Below are 16,802 nucleotides of genomic sequence, written 5' to 3'. Positions count from 1 at the left end.
CCCTTGATGTCTACCGACCTTTCCGACCCGTTTGACCAGATCGTCGATGCCCCGTTCGATAGCGCGCTGAGCGAACGTTACCTCGTCTACGCCATGTCGACGATCACCGCACGCTCGCTCCCCGACGTGCGCGACGGCCTGAAGCCGGTGCACCGTCGCCTGCTCTGGGCGATGCGGCTGCTGCGGCTCGATCCGAGCCAGGGCTACAAGAAATGCGCGCGCGTCGTCGGCGACGTGATCGGCAAATACCATCCACATGGCGACCAGTCGGTCTATGACGCGATGGTCCGCCTCGCACAGACCTTCGCGCTGCGTTACCCGCTGGTCGACGGGCAGGGCAATTTCGGCAACATCGACGGCGATAACGCTGCCGCCTATCGTTACACCGAAGCCCGGCTGACTCAGGTCGCGATCGACCTGATGGACGGGCTCGACGAGGACGCGGTCGAGTTCAAGCCGACCTATAATGGCGAGGAGAATGAGCCCGAGTTGTTCCCGGGCCTGTTCCCCAATCTGCTCGCCAATGGCGCCGCCGGTATCGCGGTGGGCATGGCGACGAGCATCCCGCCGCACAACGCGGCCGAGCTGATCGACGCGGCGATCCTGCTGATCGGCCAACCGGACGCTGAGGATGCACAGATCCTCGAACTGGTGAAGGGACCGGACTTTCCGACTGGCGGTATCGTCATCGACAGCCCGGCGGCGATTGCCGAGGCCTATACAACGGGTCGCGGCGGCTTCCGCGTCCGCGCCAAATGGGCGCTGGAGGATCAGGGCCGTGGTACTTGGCAGATCGTTGTCACTGAGATCCCCTATGGGGTGCAGAAGGGCAAGCTGATCGAGCAGATTGCGAGCCTGATCAACGACAAGAAGCTGCCGATTCTCGCCGATGTTCGCGACGAATCCGATGCGGAGATCCGCATCGTCCTCGAACCGCGCGCACGCACGGTGGATCCCGACACGCTGATCGAGAGCCTGTTCCGCCTCTCCGACCTCGAGACGCGGGTGCCGCTCAACCTCAACGTGCTCGACCATACGCGCACACCACGGGTGATGAGCCTCAAGCAGGCGCTGTCGGCTTGGGTCGATCACCAGTTCATCGTGCTGCGCCGCCGGTCCGAGCATCGGCTCGCAAAGATCGCGGACCGGATGGAGCTGCTCGGCGGCTATATCATCGCTTATCTCAACCTCGACCGGGTGATCCAGATCATCCGCACCGAGGACGAGCCCAAGCCGGTGATGATGGCCGAGTTCGAGCTGACCGACCGTCAGGCCGAGGCGATCCTCAACATGCGCCTGCGCGCGTTGCGCAAGCTTGAGGAAATGGAGCTGCGCAAGGAGCGTGAGGCGCTGGCCAAGGAGCAGGCCGAGCTAGAGGCATTGCTCTCAAGCGACGCGCGCCAACGTACGCGGATGAAGCGCGACCTCGGCAAGATGCGCGACCGCTACGGCCCCGAGACTGCACTCGGCGCTCGCCGCACCCTGGTAGCCGAAGCGGCACCGGCGCGCGAGATCCCGCTCGAGGCGATGATCGAGCGCGAGCCGATCACCGTCATCCTCTCTCAGCGCGGCTGGATCCGGGCGATGAAGGGGCATGCTGAGCTGGTCAGTGCCGACACGGCCAAGTTCAAGGAAGGCGACGGCCCCTTCATCGCCTTCCATGCGCAGACGACGGACAAGCTGCTGCTCGCGGCCGAGAATGGCCGTTTTTACACGCTGGCGGCGGACAAGCTGCCCGGCGGCCGCGGTTTTGGCGAACCGGTGCGGCTGTTGATCGATCTCGACGGCGGAACCGGCATCGTCAGCCTGTCGCCCGCCAGCGCGTCGGCCAGGCTGATGGTTGCGGCGAGCGATGGGCGCGGTTTCCTGGTCAAGGCCGAGGACGTGATCGCCGAAACGCGCAAGGGCAAGCAGGTGGTCACGCCGCGTGCCGGCGCGGTGCTCAAGCTGGTCAAGCCGGTGAAGCCAGAAGACGATTACGTCGCGGCGATCGGTGACAACCGCAAGCTGGTGGTGTTCCCGATGAGCGAGCTGGCCGAACTGGCGCGAGGGCAGGGGGTTCAGCTTCAGCGCTATCGCGACGGCGGGCTGAGTGATGCGATCACTTTCCGTTTTGCAGACGGCTTGAGCTGGCGGATGGGCGGCGAGCAGGGACGCACGCGCAGCGAAACCGACCTTGCGCCCTGGCGGGCTGCACGTGGTGCAGCCGGCCGAATGCCGCCAAACGGCTTTCCGCGCGATAACCGCTTCTGAATCGGTGCTTTTGACCGCGGCCCTTTAGCGGCTCTTAACCAAATTGCGGTAGCGCTGCACAGTGATGCTGCTGTCCCGCCGAAGCAAGGACAAGTCCGTTCGTCCCTCCATGCCGGTTGAGGGTGATGATCTACGCCTGCTCGGCCCAAGCGGTGCGGCGCAGATTCTCAACATGCTCCCCGTTCCAGCCGCGGTGGTTGAATGGAAGGAAGGGAGCTTCGCGTTCGAGACGGTCAACCGTCCCTTCCGCCTCGCAGGCCTCGGTACGATCGCCGATCAATCGCCGCTGATTCAACTGCTGGGCGGTCGCATCGCTGCTTTCATCGATTCGGACGCGACCGAGCTGGAGTTGAACTGGGAACTCGGCGATGCGGTGGATTGTCGCCGCTTTCGGGTAAAGCTCGCGCGGCGCGCTTCGCAAAAGTCCGGCGGGCGCTGTCTGGTGACGCTGATCGACCAGACCTCCGAACTGCGTACCGAACGCAGCCTTCGCCGGGAGATGCTGAGCGACAGCCTGACCGGCCTGCCCAACCGCGCCGGCTTTGCCGAGCGGCTCGAGGAGGATATCGAGCGCGGCGGCATGAGCGAATTTGCGGTGCTGATCATCAACCTCGACCGGTTCAGTCGCGTCAACGCCTGCATGGGTGGGCTATCGGGCGATGAATTGCTGATTTCGGTCGCGCGGCGGGTGAAAGGCGCCTTGCGCGCGCATGACGTGCTGGCGCGCACCGGTGGCGATGAGTTCGCGATCCAGCTCGCGCTGGACGAGGGAACGAGCGATGCATTCCATGTCGCCAAGCGCATCCAGAATGCGCTCACCACGCCATTCCGCCTCTCCGATTTCGAGATCCGCGTCGATTGTTCGATCGGTATCGCAGTGGGTGACGAAACCGTTGTCGATGCCGAAGAACTGATCCGCCACGCCCAGTTCGCGATGAAGCGCGCGAAGAAGAGCGGTCGCACCGAAATCTATCAGACGCTCGCTCTTGACCTTGCGCGGCAGCAGTTCAGCATCGAGACCGAGCTTCGCCGCGCGATCGACAATGGCGGCCTGTCGCTGAGCTTTCAGCCGATCTGTGATCTCGCCACCGGGCGCATCACCTCATTCGAGGCGCTGGCGCGCTGGACCACCGAGAGCGGCAAGGTAATACCGCCTAACGACTTCATCCCGGTCGCCGAGGAATCGGGCCTGATCGTCCCGCTCGGCCGTTGGGCGATGCATGAGGCTGCGCGAACCGTCGCGCAATGGGATGCCACGGCGGGCTGCGATTGCGGAGTCAATGTCGCGGTCAACCTGTCGGCGATCCAGCTCCAGCGCGACCAGATCGCGCCAATGGTCGAGGCCGCGCTTGCCGCCAACGGTGTAGATGGCCGCCGGATCACACTCGAACTGACCGAGAGCGCGCTGGTCACCGACCCCGACCATATCGCCCGCACTATGCATGCGCTAAAGGCGCTCGGCACGACGCTGGCGATGGACGATTTCGGCACCGGCTATTCGAACCTCGCCTATCTCCAGAAACTGCCGATCGACGTGCTCAAGATCGACCGTAGTTTCGTAACCGGGATGCTTGCCGACCGCGACAAGATCGCGATCGTGCGCGCCATTCTCAGCCTCGCACAGGCGCTGGGGATGCGTACCACGGCTGAGGGCGTAGAGACGAACGAACTTGCCCAGACGCTTGCGGCGCTCGGCTGTACCTATGGCCAGGGTTATCTCTATGCACGCCCGCTGGTGGCCGCGGATGCCTATGCGTTGCTGTCGCGCGATAGCAGTTCCGCGACCACCGAATCGGCGATCTGACCGGCTCGGCTGTCGTCGGGGAACCCCTCGGCGATCCAGCGATCTTCGATCCGGCGGAGTGCTTTCGCTACATCCGGACCCTTCGACAATCCGCGCCCGATCAGCGATCCGCCGCTGAGCGGCAGGCGCGGCGGCGTCCATGCCATTGCAGCCATTGCACCCGCCACATCGCCTGCCACCAACAGCCTGTCGAGCGCGCGTTCGGGTCCGATCCGGTAGGCAAGCGCAAGCGGCCCTTCCACGAAGTCCGGCCGGATTGCACTGGTCAGGGCCTGACGCTCCGCTTTGGAGAGCTTGAGCCGCGCGCCTACAGCTTCATTGGCTGCGACGTCGGTCGGGAGTATTGCAGCGAGGCGGCGGATTGGATCGGCTGCAAGACCTGCCGCGGCCTCATTCCCGGCGAGCGCCGTCAACCGCTCGACACCGGCCATATCGATCTCAGGTACCACCGGGATCAGAATGCCGCGCTCGATCATCAGTTGCAGCACGCGTACCGCGTCCGGCGCGACGATCAGCTTGAGCAGTTCGTCGCGGATCCGCTCGCGCGACAACGCCATCATGTCGTTGGCGCGCGCGGTGCAGGCGTCGAGCGCCGCTTCGTCGGGCGTATCCCCGAACCGGGCGAGGAAGCGGAAGAAGCGCAGGATGCGCAGATGATCCTCCGCGATGCGCTGGAGCGGGTCGCCGATGAAGCGGATCTGCCGCGCCTCCAAATCGGCGAGGCCCCCGAAATAGTCGAAAATCTGACCGCTTTGCGGGTCGGCGTAGAGTGCGTTGATCGTAAAATCGCGCCGCGCGGCATCCTCGCGCCAGTCGTCCGTAAAGGCGACAGTCGCCCGGCGGCCGTCGGTGGAGACGTCGCGGCGCAACGTCGTTACCTCGATCACGGCGCCGCTGCTCACCGCGGTGATCGTGCCGTGCGCGATGCCGGTCGGGACTGCCTTGATCCCCGCATCCTCGAGCAGCGCGACGACCTGCTCGGGTGCATGCGGTGTGGCAACGTCCACGTCGGTGACGGGCAAGCCAAGCAGCGTGTCGCGCACCGCACCGCCAACGAAACGCGCGTTTCCGGAACCAAGCGCCGCCGCGAGTCGATCGACGCCCGGCTGGCGGCGCCACGCCGCATCGGGAAGAGTCATCTTGTCCATCACCTTGCCCATCTCAGGCGCCGCGACAGATTGACGAGCATCGCCGCGGTCGCCCCCCAGATGCGATAACCCTGCCATGCGATCTCATAATAATGCCGGTCCCGCCCCTGCCATTCGACGCTCGTCTCGACATGGTTCGCAGGGTCGAGAACGAAGTCCAGCGGAACCTCGAACACCGCGGCGACCTCGGCGGGCTGGAGCGTGAAGACGAGATCCGGCGTGATCACCCCGACCACCGGCTGTACCTCGAACCCTGTAATGGTGCGATAGCGATCCGCTTCGCCGACCAGCTCGACCACATCCGGGGAAAGCCCGATCTCCTCGTGCGCCTCGCGCAGCGCTGCGGCGATGGCATTGGCGTCGCTGGGGTCGATGCGTCCGCCGGGAAATGCGATCTGCCCGGCATGGCGGCGCAGCGAATCGGTGCGTTGGGTCAGGATCACACCTGGCGAGGGCCGGTCAGTGACGGCGACGAGCACTGCGGCAGGGGTCGGCACGCCGTCGCTATCGGCGGTTACGTCGCGCAGATCGCCTGAGAGCAGCACCGGGGCGTGTTCATGCTCGGCGGCGAGCGCGGCACGCAGGCGGTCGGCGAGCGTCATCTCGGCTCAATCGGGAAAAACACGTCGCGGCTCCAGATGCCGGGGGGGCTGGAGCCATTGTCGAGCGCAAGTGCGGCGATCTCGTAGTAGAGCGAGCGAGCGATCAGCGCCTCCAGTCCCGCGCGGACATGGAGGTAGGGGTGAGGGCCGTCCTCCTGCTCTTCGAACCTGATCGCATGATCGGGACCCGCGGGGATCAGGTCGCCGGTATTGAGCCGGAACGCGATCTCGGCTTCTGGCCCTTCGCCTTCGACCTTCATCTCGACCGCGACGAAGGGCGCGTCCTCGACATCGATGTCGAGCTTCTCGACCGGGGTAACCAGCACGTGCCGTCCGTCCGGCTCGCGGCGCAGGATGGACGAGAACAGACGCACCATCGCTGCCCGACCGATCGGCGACCCCTGATGGAACCAGGTGCCGTCGCGCGCGATCCGCATATCGCTATGTCCGCAATGGTCGGGATTCCAGCTCGCGACCGGCGGAAGCTTCTGTTCATCCGCCAGCCGGGCGATCTCCGCGAGGGAGAGGCTGGCGAGATCGGGTTGGGCGGGCATCGGCATTGCCTAGCCGTTAGGCGCTTTTGCGTGTGGGGGTAAAGGGTCAGCGCGGTCCGACGATCCCGGCGCGGTCGGGCGCGCGGTCCCGCGCGAGCAGGCGGCGCTGCTCGAACGGGCCGGGAAGGCGCCACTGGCCGGTCGCGGCCGCGTCAAACCCGAACTGGGCATAATATTCTGGGTCGCCGATCAGCATCAGCGGTTCGCCGGCTGCCTGAGCGACCTCGATCGCCCGCCACATCAGCGCGCGGCCGATGCCGATATTCTGGCGCGCGGGCGAGACTGCGACCGGGCCGACCATCACCATCGGCACGCGGGTGCCGTCGTCGCAGGCGAGCGCAACCGGCCAGCACTGGATGCTGCCGACCAGCGTGCCGTCCTCGACCGCGGCGAAGCTGAGGCCGGGAATCACGCCCATGCCTTCACGCACACGATACGCGGTACGGCCATGTCGATCCGTGCCGAACGCCGCATCGAGCAGCAGTTCGACTCCCGGTGCGGGGACATCGGCAAGCGGTACCAGGTTGAACAATCGCGTCTCCAGCCCGTCGGGGGTGGACGCCGCGGGCGGGCGCCTTTAGCCGCCATTGCCGAAGGACTCAAAGCGATTCCGGAGGGAGGTCCGCGATGAAGCTCTATGACGCGCCCTGGGCGCCCAGCCCGCGCCGCGTGCGCATCTTTCTGGCCGAGAAGGGGATCGACGTCCCGCGCGAGGCGATCGACCTGCGCAGCGGCGAGCATCTGGCCGACGCCTATCTCCGCATCAACGCGCGTGGGGCAGTCCCGGCGCTCGAACTCGACGATGGCGAAGTGCTGTGCGAATCGGCGGCGATCTGCCGCTATTTCGAAGCGCTGCACCCGCAGCCGCCACTGTTCGGCACCACCCCGATCGAGATCGGCCGCATTGAAAGCTGGACCCGGCGGATCGAGGGGGACGGCTATGCCGCCTGCGTCTACGTGCTACGCAACACCGCGCCGGCGTTCAAGGATCGCGCGATCCCCGATGCGGGCCTGAGCGTGGCGCAGATCCCCGAGCTTGCCGCGCGTGGCGCGCAGATGTGGGAGGGCTTCACCGAGGCGCTCGACCAGCGGCTGGGTGCGAGCGCATGGATCGCGGGCCCGAACTACAGCTTTGCCGACATCACCGCGCTGGTGACAATCGATTTCGCGCGGGTGGCGAAGCTGGCCGTACCCGAACGGCTGGTGCATCTCGGCCGCTGGCATGCGGAGGCGTCGGCGCGGCCGAGCGCGTCGGCCTAGAGGCTTTTCGCAGCCGCGGGTTCTGCTATGGGCGCGGCATCCTTCCGGAAGGCATGGTTTCTTGCACGATCTTCTTCAGCTTCAGGTCCGCGACTTCGAGGTTCAGGTTCTCACCGGCATCTACTCCGAGGAGACTCACCTGCCGCAGCCGCTGCGCATCTCGATCACCGTCGATATGGTGCCGCCCGCGCATTTCGCGTCCGATACGCCGCTCAGCGCGTCGAAAAGCTATATCGACCTCAAGCACGCCGCGTCGGCAGCCTTGCCGGAAGGTGTGCATTTCACGCTGATCGAAGGCGTGGCCGATCACATCGCCGACACGCTGTTCACCGGCGACGAGCGCATCCGGCGCGTTCAGGTCGAGATCGTCAAGCTCGCCATCGCCGAGGCGGACGAGAAGATCGGAATCACACTGGTCCGCCACCGGCGCTGACATTTTTGTTTAGGGCGGTACCGGCCCGCTCCGCCACCCGGTCACCCACGCCAGTATATCTTGATGGGTGGCCGGGTGGGGGAGCGGGCCGGCACCGCAGCGTCGTCAGGCGCTCAACAACCTCAGCTCAGCGGCGGGCCTGCACCAGCCACAGTTCGATGTTCTGCCCCGGAGGCGGCAGCTGGTTGCGCGTGTCGGTGATCCAGACGAGCTGGCCACGTTTGTCGAGGATGCGCGCCGAAACCGCATAAGTCCGTCCCGGCTGAATCCGCGCGCGATCATAGCTCACCGCAAAGGAGATCGGTACCTGCTGGCCCGCGGTATTGATCTGGTTCTGCGCGATCGTGACCGAAGGGGCGTCCATAAGCGACACGTCGCTGATCGTCACGATCAGCCGCGAATCGGGCGGCAGCGCTATCCGTTCACGATAGGTCGCGGTGCCGGTCAGCATCGTTTCGTTGGAATCCGACATCGGGACGCAGGCCGCCAGACCGGCCATCAGGGGGATGATCGACAATGCTCGCATGGCGCTTCTCCTTTCCGCCTGCCTCAGCGGCGACAGGCGCCGAGTTGCTGTAGCACGAATGCGTAGTCCTCGCGCGCGGTTGCGGCATTCGCCGGCTCCTCGCTTTCAGTACTCGCCCGGGGCAATGCGCGCGGCAGTCCGCAGGCGAGGCGATACCACAGCAACGTGTCGCGTGGCGGCGGCGCTGCGGCGTCATCGACCACCTCGCCCAGCGCGACGGCCCAGCGGCGCTGCTCGCCCGGACGGCGCAGGATCGATAGCGAGATCGGTGCACCGGTGGCAGTCTGGACGAAAATCTGAGTCTCGCCCTCGCCCGGCAGCGTGCCGGGAACGTGGAAGGCATTGCCAAGGCCGCTGATCGCGGGTGGCGCGTCGGGCGCCACGACCTCCTGGACGACGCGGCGCACTAACGCGTCGAGGTCCGGCGACCAGTCGCGTTGTGAATCGAGCGTGGTGAGCTGAACCATTGCCGCCTGCCCCGTAACGGGACGTGCGAACAGCAGGACACGCCGTTTGTTGAGTTTAGGTGCCTTTCCACGCGCGTCGAGCGGGACGTCGACGACATAGCCGACCCGCAGTGGCATCGCGCCGGGCGCGCGAATCAGTGCCAGCACATCGGCCTCGACATAGTAGCGCATCCGCCCCGGAGCGACGTTCGCGGCTTCCGGTCCCTTGATTCGCGCCGCGCTGCGCACCTGTGCATCGAGCAGGACAGGCGAGTCCAGGGTGAGGTCGGCGACCTCTGCATAGGACGGGAGGACCGTTGCGGGCTGCGCAACGCTCCGTGTCGTCTGTGCTTCAGCAGACGTTAACAATTGCGGCGAAGCCGCGGCAATTGCGGCGGAAAGCGAAATTAAGCAGGTTCGAAACATGGCAGGGAGGGTAGGCGATTGTGGTAGCGCCATACAGAAATATTTCTGCCACGTGCGGATTATACGTTTATTGCGTCCGACAAAGCGTTTGCGTCACGCAAATCGCCGCGATAGGACTCGCGCCTCTGCCAGTGGTCATACAACGACCGCGGGTCGAGCCACGCCGATAAAGATGCCAAAGTGCCGGGCAACGGCGCGGCCGAATGAAGGAGTTAAGTTGCTGAATGGCCTACGCAGATCGTGATGTAGGAGGCAGCCGTGTCGTCGCGAGCGTGATCGTGGCGATCATTCTGGCGGCATTGGGTTACGTGTTCGTAACCGGCCTCGCTTACAAATATATCAAGGAAAAAGCGGAGAAGATGGACGTCTTCGACATCGAAGAGCCACCGCCCCCGCCCGAGGAGGTTCCGCCTCCGCCTCCGCCGCCAGACACACCGGTTCCGCCGCCGCCGACTACGGTCGTCGTGCCGCCTGCCGTGGTTGCGGTGCCCAGCGTGGCGCCGAATATCACGACGACTACGGTGATCCCGCCCAGCCAGCCGCCGACGCCGCCTGCGCCTCCCGCGCCGCCTGCGCCGCCTGCGCCGCCTCCCCCGCCGGTGATCAGCAAAGCTGCTGCCGCCAAGGGCGATCCGTCGCGCTGGGTCACCAACGACGATTACCCGCCGTCCGCGCTGCGCGCAGGTGAACAGGGATCGGTCGGCATCTCGTTCAACGTGAACGCACAGGGCCGAATCGAGGGCTGTTCGGTCAGCTCGTCGTCGGGCTCGTCCACACTGGATCAGGCGACCTGTCGTCTGGTTGAGCGACGCGGCCGTTATTCGCCCGCGCTTGACGCGGCCGGAAACGCCATTGGCGGTGGGCGCAAGTCGCTTCGCTTCCGGTGGCAGATCCAAGAGTAGTTGAACGTGAATCCGGTCGGCCGCCCCCGCGCTGACCATACTTCTTGCAAGGGAAAGAACTGAACATGCTGACCACCATCCTCGCCGCTGGAGCCGCCGCCGGAGCCGCCGCTGCTCCGCCGCCCACCAACTTCGACATCCTGCACGCGATGAACGAAGGCGGCGTGATCGCCTGGGGCACCGCCACCATTCTGACCGTGATGCTCTTCTTCTCGCTCTACATCTTGTTCACCAAGGTGTTCGAGCAGCAGAAGATCCTCAACCAGTACAAGCGCGTCCGCGCCGGCTTCTGGAACAGCAACAGCCTGCGCGAAGGCGCGGCGAAGCTGGAGAAGGACTCGGCCTATCGCCAGCTGGTCGATGACGCACTGACCGCGCAGGACCAGTATAAGGAACTGACCGACCCGATCGAAGCGCATGACTGGCTGCACGGCTCGCTCAAGCGTTCGGAAGACTCGATCAACTCGCAGCTCGCCGGCGGCCTCGCGTTCCTCGCGACCGTGGGTTCGACCGCGCCGTTCATCGGTCTGTTCGGTACCGTCGTCGGCATCTTCCGCGCGCTGATCAAGATCGGTGCGGCGGGTGACGCGTCGATCGGCACCGTCGCCGGCCCGGTCGGTGAAGCGCTCATCATGACCGCGCTCGGCCTCGTCGTCGCCGTTCCGGCCGTGCTTGCCTACAACTGGCTGCAGCGCCGCAACAAGGCGATCCAGGAGCAGATGAGCGGGTTCGCAAACGACGTGCTCGGCTACCTGGCTTCGGACGGTCGCGTGCGCCCGTCGTCGAAGAAGGCTCCGACCGCAGCGCCGAAGGCGCCCCCGGTCGCGACCACCACTGCCAAGGCCTGACATTCGACTTGACGGCCGCGCGGCGCGAGCCGCGCGGCCGCCTTCCGGACCCTAGGTCCGGGGACAGGATGCGAAAGATAGGATTGCGCCAATGGCGATGAGTGTAGGCGGAGAATCCGCCGAAGAAAAACCGATGTCGGACATCAACACGACTCCCCTGGTGGACGTCATGCTCGTGCTCCTTATCATCTTCCTGATCGCCATCCCGGTGGCGATTCAGTCGATTGGCCTGGAACTGCCCAAGGTGGTGTACCAGCCGACCGAGACCAAGCCTGAGAACGTGCTGCTTCAGGTGCGCGGCGGCCCCGACGGCAAGTGCGAAGTCTATTGGGGCATGGCGCCGATCAACAGCGCTGACCTGCTCAAGAAGAGTTCGGACAAGCTGAAGGCTGTTGTCGATCGGCTCGGCGCCAATATCACGCCGGATGACATTCCGGAGGTGCATATCCGTGGTGACGTGAACACGCCCTACCGTTGCATCGGTGGCGTGATCTACACGATGCAGACGGCGGGCTTCGTCAAGGTCGGCTTCGTTTCCCAGCCGCCCCCCGGCGCCGTGGCGCAATAAGGTTCAGGAGTACACATCATGGCAATGAGCGCCGGCAAAGACGATGGCCAGCCGATGATGGAAATGAACACGACGCCGTTGATCGACGTCATGCTCGTGCTCCTCATCATGCTGATCGTCACCATCCCCGCACAGACCCACGCGGTGAAGGTCGATCTGCCTCAGAATAACCAGCCTTCGACTCCGCCGCCGGTTGAGCCGCAGAAGAACAAGATCACGATCGATCCGCAGGGCAATTTGTTCTGGAACGGCAGCCAGATCGATCTGCTTACGCTGCGTCAGTATCTGGACCAGAGCGTCCAGATGAAGCCGGAGCCCGAGCTGCACTTCCAGCCCGACCCGCAGGCGCGGTACGAGACGGTTGATGAAGTGCTCGCGGTGATCAAGCGGTCGGCCGTTACGAAGCTGGGCTTCGTTGGCAACGAGCAGTATCGCAACGACTTCTGATTTCGACCTTCCGGATCAGGACAAACGAAGGGGCGGCTTTTGCCGCCCCTTTTTTGTGCCCATCGCTGTGTTTCGCATGCACTCTCCGCAATCGCGTCGGGCCGGATTGACGTCATAAAAGTGCAACATACGCACTTGCCGATTTGAAACATCAATGACACTTTTGTGTCATTGAATTGTAACAAATAGGAGAAGATGTCGTGCGTGTTGTTCTTGCCTCAATTGTTCTTGCGGCGCCGCTGGCGCTGATCCCGGCGGCGCAGGCGCAGGTTCGCGCCGATCCCTATGCAAAGATCGCGATCCAGAACGGCGACTACGCCACCGCCGAGCATCAGCTGCTGGCTGAGCGCAAGATCTTCCCGGCCAAGCCCGAAGTGCTGCTCAATCTGGCTGCGGTCTATTCGAAGACCGGCCGCAACGGCGAGGCCCGGGCGATCTACGACCGTGTGCTGGCACTCGATCCGGTGGCGATGGACGTTGCCGATGGTGAAGTCGCGCCTTCGCACCTGGTCGCGCATCGCGGCTTGCGGCTGCTCGACAACGCTGCGCGTCAAGCGTCGCGCTGATACGGCAATGTAGAAGTCGGGGCGGGCGCGAACCCGCCCGTCAGGTCCCGCAGGGCGGGTGTAAACCCGCCCGCCAAGTCAAAGCCGGGGCAGGGTGACGCCACGCTGCCCCATATATTTGCCGGCACGGTCGGCATAACTCGTTTCGCACGCCTCATTCCCCTTCAGGAACAGGAACTGGCACGCGCCTTCGTTCGCATAGATCTTTGCGGGCAGTGGCGTGGTGTTCGAGAATTCCAGCGTCACATGCCCCTCCCATTCGGGTTCGAGCGGAGTGACGTTCACGATAATTCCGCAGCGTGCATATGTTGATTTGCCAAGGCAGATCACGAGCACGTCGCGCGGAACGCGGAAATACTCGACGGTGCGCGCCAGTGCGAAGCTGTTGGGCGGGATGATACAGACATCGGTCTGGCGGTCGACGAAGCTGTTGGACGAAAAGTCCTTCGGGTCAACTACCGCGCTGTCGATGTTGGTGAAGATCTTGAACTCGTCGGCGACGCGAGCGTCATAGCCGTAGGAGGAGAGGCCGTAGCTGATGCAGCCCTCACGTCGCTGCGCCTCTACGAACGGCTCGATCATGCCGTGTTGCGTGGCCTGTTCGCGAATCCAGCGGTCGGAGAGAATGCTCATCGCCAAGCTCTAGGCGAGGCATTGGGCGGGCGGCAAGATCAACCGCCGATCCCGAGGTCCGCGGGCCCGAACGCATGTGGCAGCAGATCCGACAGGCGATGGGTCTCATAGGCATCCCCCTCGGCCCCGGCGCAATAGACCGCGAGGTCGCGGCCGCCCATTTGTGCGGCCTCATTGAGAATCTGGCGGCAACGGCCGCAGGGGCGGATCGGGTCGGTGCCGTGGGCGATCCCGCCGCGCATCATCCCGCCGATGATCCCCACCGCGACGATTTCGCGCAGCTTGCCTTCCGCATTGGCGCGGGCGGTCGCGACGGTTTCGGCGCAAAGCGACAGGCCGTAGCTCGCATTCTCGAAATTGGTGCCGGTGACGATGCTGCCGTCAGTCATCAGTAACGCGGCGCCGACGGCGAAGTTGGAATAGGGCGCGTGGGCGTTGCGAGCTGCCTCGCGCGCCGCGGTGATCAGGGTGTTCGCAATCTCGTCGCTCATGGTGCCACCACATTCCAGTTCACGGGCCGTTCGATCCCATCGATACGGCGGATCGTGCTGCTCTGCCACATTGCCCAGGGTCGCGCGAAATAATCGGGGGGGCGGTAGAAGCCTGTGCTCCACAGCGATCGCGGGATCGCACCGCTGACTTGGTATTGCCTCTCGAACTCGGGCGCGATGCGCAGGATCGCTGGCTTGCCGCTATGTGTCTCGATCACCGCGGCGAGGCGGCGGATTTCGGTCAGTACGACTTCGCGCGCCGGGCGGGCGGGGCAGTCTTCATGGAAAGCGAGGTCGATCGCCACGGGCAGCGCTTCGGGATTGCGCGGGACGGTCGCAACGAACGCGCCCGCCTGCTCCTCGGCCGCGCTGCAAAGCGAAAAAACATGCATCGCGCCCCGGCGAAGCCCGGCGCCTTCGATCCCGGCCCAGTTCTGGGCAAAGCTGGCGTCGCGTGTCGCGCTCCCCTCGGTCGCGCGGGCATAGGCGAAATCAACGTCCATCGCCTTGACCATCGCCCAGTCGATCGCGCCGTTTCTCTCAGACACGTCGATTCCCTGCACTGCATATTGCGCACGCGCGGGCGCCCAGTTCACCGCAAACCGCCAGCCGAATATTCCCGTGATCGCCAGGATCAATGCAATGACCCCGGCCCAAATCAGCCCCCGCCGCAACTTCGTCGTCCCCCAGTCTAGGCCTTAATGTGCAACACGCAGATCAGTGTGAAAAGCCGCCGTGCGGTTGCGAAATCGATCTCGATCTTGCCCTCCAGCCGCTCGATCAGTGTTCGCGCCGCATCGTCATGGATGCCGCGGCGTGCCATGTCGATGGTTTCGATCTGTGCGGGTGTCGCGTTGCGGATCGCCTGGAAGTAACTGTCGCAGATCGCGAAATAGTCGCGGATCGGGCGCCGGAATCGGGCGAGGCCAAGGATCAGCGTTTCCAGCAGTGCATCGTCCGTGCGCTTGATATCGAGCTGGAGCCGCCCTTCCTGCACCGATAGCGCGATACGGTACGGGCCCGCATAGGCCTCGGGATAGGCGCGCTGCGGGGCAAAACTATTCTCTTCGATCAGGTCGAAGATCGCGATCCGCCGCTCCTGTTCGATATCCGCCGAGCGCCACAGGATGGTGCGCTCGTCCAGCGTGACATCGATGATCCGCGGGTCGCTCATGCTGTGCCATCTAGGGTCCGTGCCCCGCACTCGTCCACATGTTAAACAGCCTGTTGCGGGTTGAGACGCGGACCGCACAGTGAGAGAAGGCGCGCATGGCCACGCTTGCAACCATTCCTTCCGCCCCGGCGGATGCCGCTCCACGACTTCCCCAGAATGTAGAGGCGGAAGCCGCGCTGCTCGGCGCAATGATGATCGACAACCGGTTGGCCGACGATCTGCTCGAAGTGCTGGAGGATCTGCACTTTTTCGAGCCGGTGCACGGCCGGATCTTCAAGGCGATCAAGACGCTGCGGCGAAGCGACATGCTCGCGACACCGGTCACGCTCAAACCGATGTTCGAACGGGACGAGGGGATGGGCCAGCTGGGCGGCCCCGCCTATCTCGCGCAATTGACCGGATCGGGCGCGGGCCTGATCGGTGCGCGCCAGTTCGCGCGGCAAATCTATGACCTGGCGCTGTTGCGGGAGCTGGTGACAGTCGGCCGGGAAATGGTCGACAAGGCGATCGACACCAGTGAGGACGTCAATCCGCGCGAACAGATCACCCGCGCGGAAGAGGCGTTGTTCCGGGTCGCTGCCGACGGCGGGACCGCCAACACGGTGAAGTCATTCAACGAGGCGACCAAGGTCGCACTGGAAATGGCGAAGCGCGCCCAGAGCTCGGGCACGGGTCTGGCGGGTATCACGACCGGATTCGAATCGATCAACACGCGGATCGGCGGCCTGCACCATTCGGATCTGATCATCCTGGCCGGGCGTCCGGGCATGGGCAAAACCTCGCTTGCCACCAATATTGCGTTCAACACCGCCCGGCGTTTCATGGACGACACCCGCCTTGGCATCGAACCGAAAAAGTCGGTCGGCGCAAAAGTCGCATTCTTCAGTCTCGAAATGTCGGCCGACCAGCTGGCGCTGCGCATTTTGTCTGAGCAATCGCAGATCTCGTCCGAATCGCTGCGTATGGGCCGGATCAGTCAGACGGAGTTTTCCCAGCTCGCGCGCGCCGCCGCCGATCTGGAAACGCTGCCGCTCTATATCGATGATACTGCCGGCCTGACGATCGGCGCGCTGCACAGCCGCGTGCGCCGGCTTCAGTCCAAGCACAATGGTGAGCTGGGTCTGGTCGTCGTCGATTATCTCCAGCTGCTGCAGGGCAGCGGCAACAGTCGCGACGGCAACCGCGTTCAGGAAATCTCGGAAATCAGCCGCGGCCTCAAGACGCTGGCCAAGGATATCGGCGTGCCGGTGATCGCGCTGTCCCAGTTGAGCCGCGCCGTCGAAAGCCGTGAGGACAAGCGCCCGATGCTGTCGGATCTGCGTGAATCGGGGTCGATCGAGCAGGACGCCGACATGGTGTGGTTCGTGTATCGCGAGGATTATTACGTTGCCGCGCGCGAACCCAAGCGCCCGCGTGAGGGCGATGATGCCAAGACGTTCGAAGATCACGCGAAATGGGCCGGGGACATGGAGCGCGTGTTCGGCCTCGCCGAGTTGATCATCGCCAAGCAGCGTCACGGCGCGACCGGCAAGGTGACGCTCAAGTTCGAGCCGAATATCACGCGGTTCAGCGACTATGCCGGCGATATGGGCGCGCCTTACGGCGACTGATCGCAGAAGCAAAAGTCCCAAAAGTCACACTGCCACACGCGCGCGAGCGGTTGACATAGTTGACAGATTCGGCGGGTTGTATGCGGCGGCTGTCAACCGAGGGTGATCGAC

General features: G+C 64.5%; 20 protein-coding genes. 10 read left to right on the top strand and 10 right to left on the bottom strand.

What is annotated here, in order from left to right; translation table 11 throughout:
* The first annotated feature begins 6 nt into the window (after positions 1-6).
* Both parC and AC07NK_RS19175 read left to right on the top strand, forming a co-directional pair.
* Positions 7-2,253 (top strand): DNA topoisomerase IV subunit A, encoded by a 2,247-nt coding sequence (gene parC / locus AC07NK_RS19180; protein WP_495172221.1) that lies wholly within the window; start codon positions 7-9, stop codon positions 2,251-2,253.
* 109 nt (positions 2,254-2,362) lie between these two features.
* Entirely contained in the window at positions 2,363-4,057 is a 1,695-nt protein-coding gene (locus AC07NK_RS19175) for a putative bifunctional diguanylate cyclase/phosphodiesterase (protein ID WP_495172253.1), read from the top strand.
* Here AC07NK_RS19175 and AC07NK_RS19170 read toward each other — a convergent pair.
* The 4 genes from AC07NK_RS19170 to AC07NK_RS19155 are packed head-to-tail and all read right to left on the bottom strand — an operon-like array spanning position 4,003 to position 6,893.
* Positions 4,003-5,205: a CCA tRNA nucleotidyltransferase gene (locus AC07NK_RS19170; RefSeq protein WP_495172220.1), complete on the bottom strand. Its 1,203-nt coding sequence runs from the start codon at positions 5,203-5,205 to the stop codon at positions 4,003-4,005. The genes AC07NK_RS19175 and AC07NK_RS19170 overlap by 55 nt on opposite strands.
* Positions 5,205-5,807: a CoA pyrophosphatase gene (locus tag AC07NK_RS19165; RefSeq protein ID WP_495172219.1), complete on the bottom strand. Its 603-nt coding sequence runs from the start codon at positions 5,805-5,807 to the stop codon at positions 5,205-5,207. The genes AC07NK_RS19170 and AC07NK_RS19165 overlap by 1 nt, the downstream gene beginning before the upstream one ends.
* Complete coding sequence (locus tag AC07NK_RS19160; RefSeq protein WP_495172218.1) at positions 5,804-6,367, bottom strand: DUF1285 domain-containing protein; 564 nt, start codon at positions 6,365-6,367, stop codon at positions 5,804-5,806. The genes AC07NK_RS19165 and AC07NK_RS19160 overlap by 4 nt, the downstream gene beginning before the upstream one ends.
* A gap of 40 nt (positions 6,368-6,407) precedes the next feature.
* Positions 6,408-6,893, bottom strand: a complete 486-nt coding sequence (locus AC07NK_RS19155; RefSeq protein WP_495172217.1) for a GNAT family N-acetyltransferase — start codon at positions 6,891-6,893, stop codon at positions 6,408-6,410.
* Between the two features lie 95 nt (positions 6,894-6,988).
* Here AC07NK_RS19155 and AC07NK_RS19150 point away from each other — a divergent pair, with 95 nt between their 5' ends.
* Positions 6,989-7,621, top strand: a complete 633-nt coding sequence (locus tag AC07NK_RS19150; RefSeq protein ID WP_495172216.1) for a glutathione S-transferase family protein — start codon at positions 6,989-6,991, stop codon at positions 7,619-7,621.
* 61 nt (positions 7,622-7,682) lie between these two features.
* The gene (locus AC07NK_RS19145) at positions 7,683-8,054 is read left to right on the top strand and encodes a dihydroneopterin aldolase (RefSeq protein ID WP_495172215.1); all 372 of its coding nucleotides are present in this window, start codon (positions 7,683-7,685) and stop codon (positions 8,052-8,054) included.
* Positions 8,055-8,181: 127 nt separating this feature from the next.
* On the opposite strand, the gene AC07NK_RS19140 is transcribed toward AC07NK_RS19145, so the two are convergent.
* Together AC07NK_RS19140 and AC07NK_RS19135 are read right to left on the bottom strand one after the other, a co-directional pair.
* Positions 8,182-8,580 carry a YbaY family lipoprotein gene (locus tag AC07NK_RS19140; protein WP_495172214.1) on the bottom strand — a complete coding sequence of 133 codons (399 nt, stop codon included), beginning with the start codon at positions 8,578-8,580 and terminating at the stop codon, positions 8,182-8,184.
* A gap of 23 nt (positions 8,581-8,603) precedes the next feature.
* Positions 8,604-9,395: a hypothetical protein gene (locus AC07NK_RS19135; protein ID WP_495172213.1), complete on the bottom strand. Its 792-nt coding sequence runs from the start codon at positions 9,393-9,395 to the stop codon at positions 8,604-8,606.
* A 281-nt stretch (positions 9,396-9,676) separates the two neighbouring features.
* Between AC07NK_RS19135 and AC07NK_RS19130 the strand changes: the two genes are divergently transcribed.
* From AC07NK_RS19130 to AC07NK_RS19110, 5 genes are all read left to right on the top strand, one after another.
* Positions 9,677-10,354: a TonB family protein gene (locus AC07NK_RS19130; RefSeq protein WP_495172212.1), complete on the top strand. Its 678-nt coding sequence runs from the start codon at positions 9,677-9,679 to the stop codon at positions 10,352-10,354.
* Positions 10,355-10,419: 65 nt separating this feature from the next.
* The gene (locus tag AC07NK_RS19125) at positions 10,420-11,202 is read left to right on the top strand and encodes a MotA/TolQ/ExbB proton channel family protein (RefSeq protein ID WP_495172211.1); all 783 of its coding nucleotides are present in this window, start codon (positions 10,420-10,422) and stop codon (positions 11,200-11,202) included.
* Between the two features lie 91 nt (positions 11,203-11,293).
* Positions 11,294-11,770 carry an ExbD/TolR family protein gene (locus AC07NK_RS19120; protein ID WP_495172210.1) on the top strand — a complete coding sequence of 159 codons (477 nt, stop codon included), beginning with the start codon at positions 11,294-11,296 and terminating at the stop codon, positions 11,768-11,770.
* Positions 11,771-11,788: 18 nt separating this feature from the next.
* A complete protein-coding gene (locus AC07NK_RS19115) occupies positions 11,789-12,217 on the top strand; it encodes an ExbD/TolR family protein (protein ID WP_495172209.1) in 429 nt (142 codons plus the stop codon).
* 200 nt (positions 12,218-12,417) lie between these two features.
* Positions 12,418-12,783, top strand: coding sequence for a tetratricopeptide repeat protein (locus AC07NK_RS19110; RefSeq protein WP_495172208.1), 366 nt, complete (start codon positions 12,418-12,420; stop codon positions 12,781-12,783).
* A gap of 78 nt (positions 12,784-12,861) precedes the next feature.
* On the opposite strand, the gene dcd is transcribed toward AC07NK_RS19110, so the two are convergent.
* The 4 genes from dcd to AC07NK_RS19090 are packed head-to-tail and all read right to left on the bottom strand — an operon-like array spanning position 12,862 to position 15,081.
* Positions 12,862-13,416 (bottom strand): dCTP deaminase, encoded by a 555-nt coding sequence (gene dcd / locus AC07NK_RS19105; RefSeq protein ID WP_495172207.1) that lies wholly within the window; start codon positions 13,414-13,416, stop codon positions 12,862-12,864.
* Between the two features lie 38 nt (positions 13,417-13,454).
* Entirely contained in the window at positions 13,455-13,907 is a 453-nt protein-coding gene (locus AC07NK_RS19100) for a cytidine deaminase (protein WP_495172206.1), read from the bottom strand.
* A complete protein-coding gene (locus AC07NK_RS19095) occupies positions 13,904-14,545 on the bottom strand; it encodes a GH25 family lysozyme (protein ID WP_495172205.1) in 642 nt (213 codons plus the stop codon). The genes AC07NK_RS19100 and AC07NK_RS19095 overlap by 4 nt, the downstream gene beginning before the upstream one ends.
* Positions 14,546-14,598: 53 nt before the next feature.
* Entirely contained in the window at positions 14,599-15,081 is a 483-nt protein-coding gene (locus tag AC07NK_RS19090; RefSeq protein ID WP_495172204.1) for a UPF0262 family protein, read from the bottom strand.
* Between the two features lie 95 nt (positions 15,082-15,176).
* Here AC07NK_RS19090 and AC07NK_RS19085 point away from each other — a divergent pair, with 95 nt between their 5' ends.
* Entirely contained in the window at positions 15,177-16,691 is a 1,515-nt protein-coding gene (locus AC07NK_RS19085) for a replicative DNA helicase (RefSeq protein WP_495172203.1), read from the top strand.
* Positions 16,692-16,802 lie beyond the last annotated feature (111 nt).

This window comes from Sphingomonas sp. GW821-FHT09B04, assembly GCF_059418285.1.
Note: the sequence above shows the minus strand (reverse complement) of the source record. Positions and strands in the feature narration are given on the sequence as shown.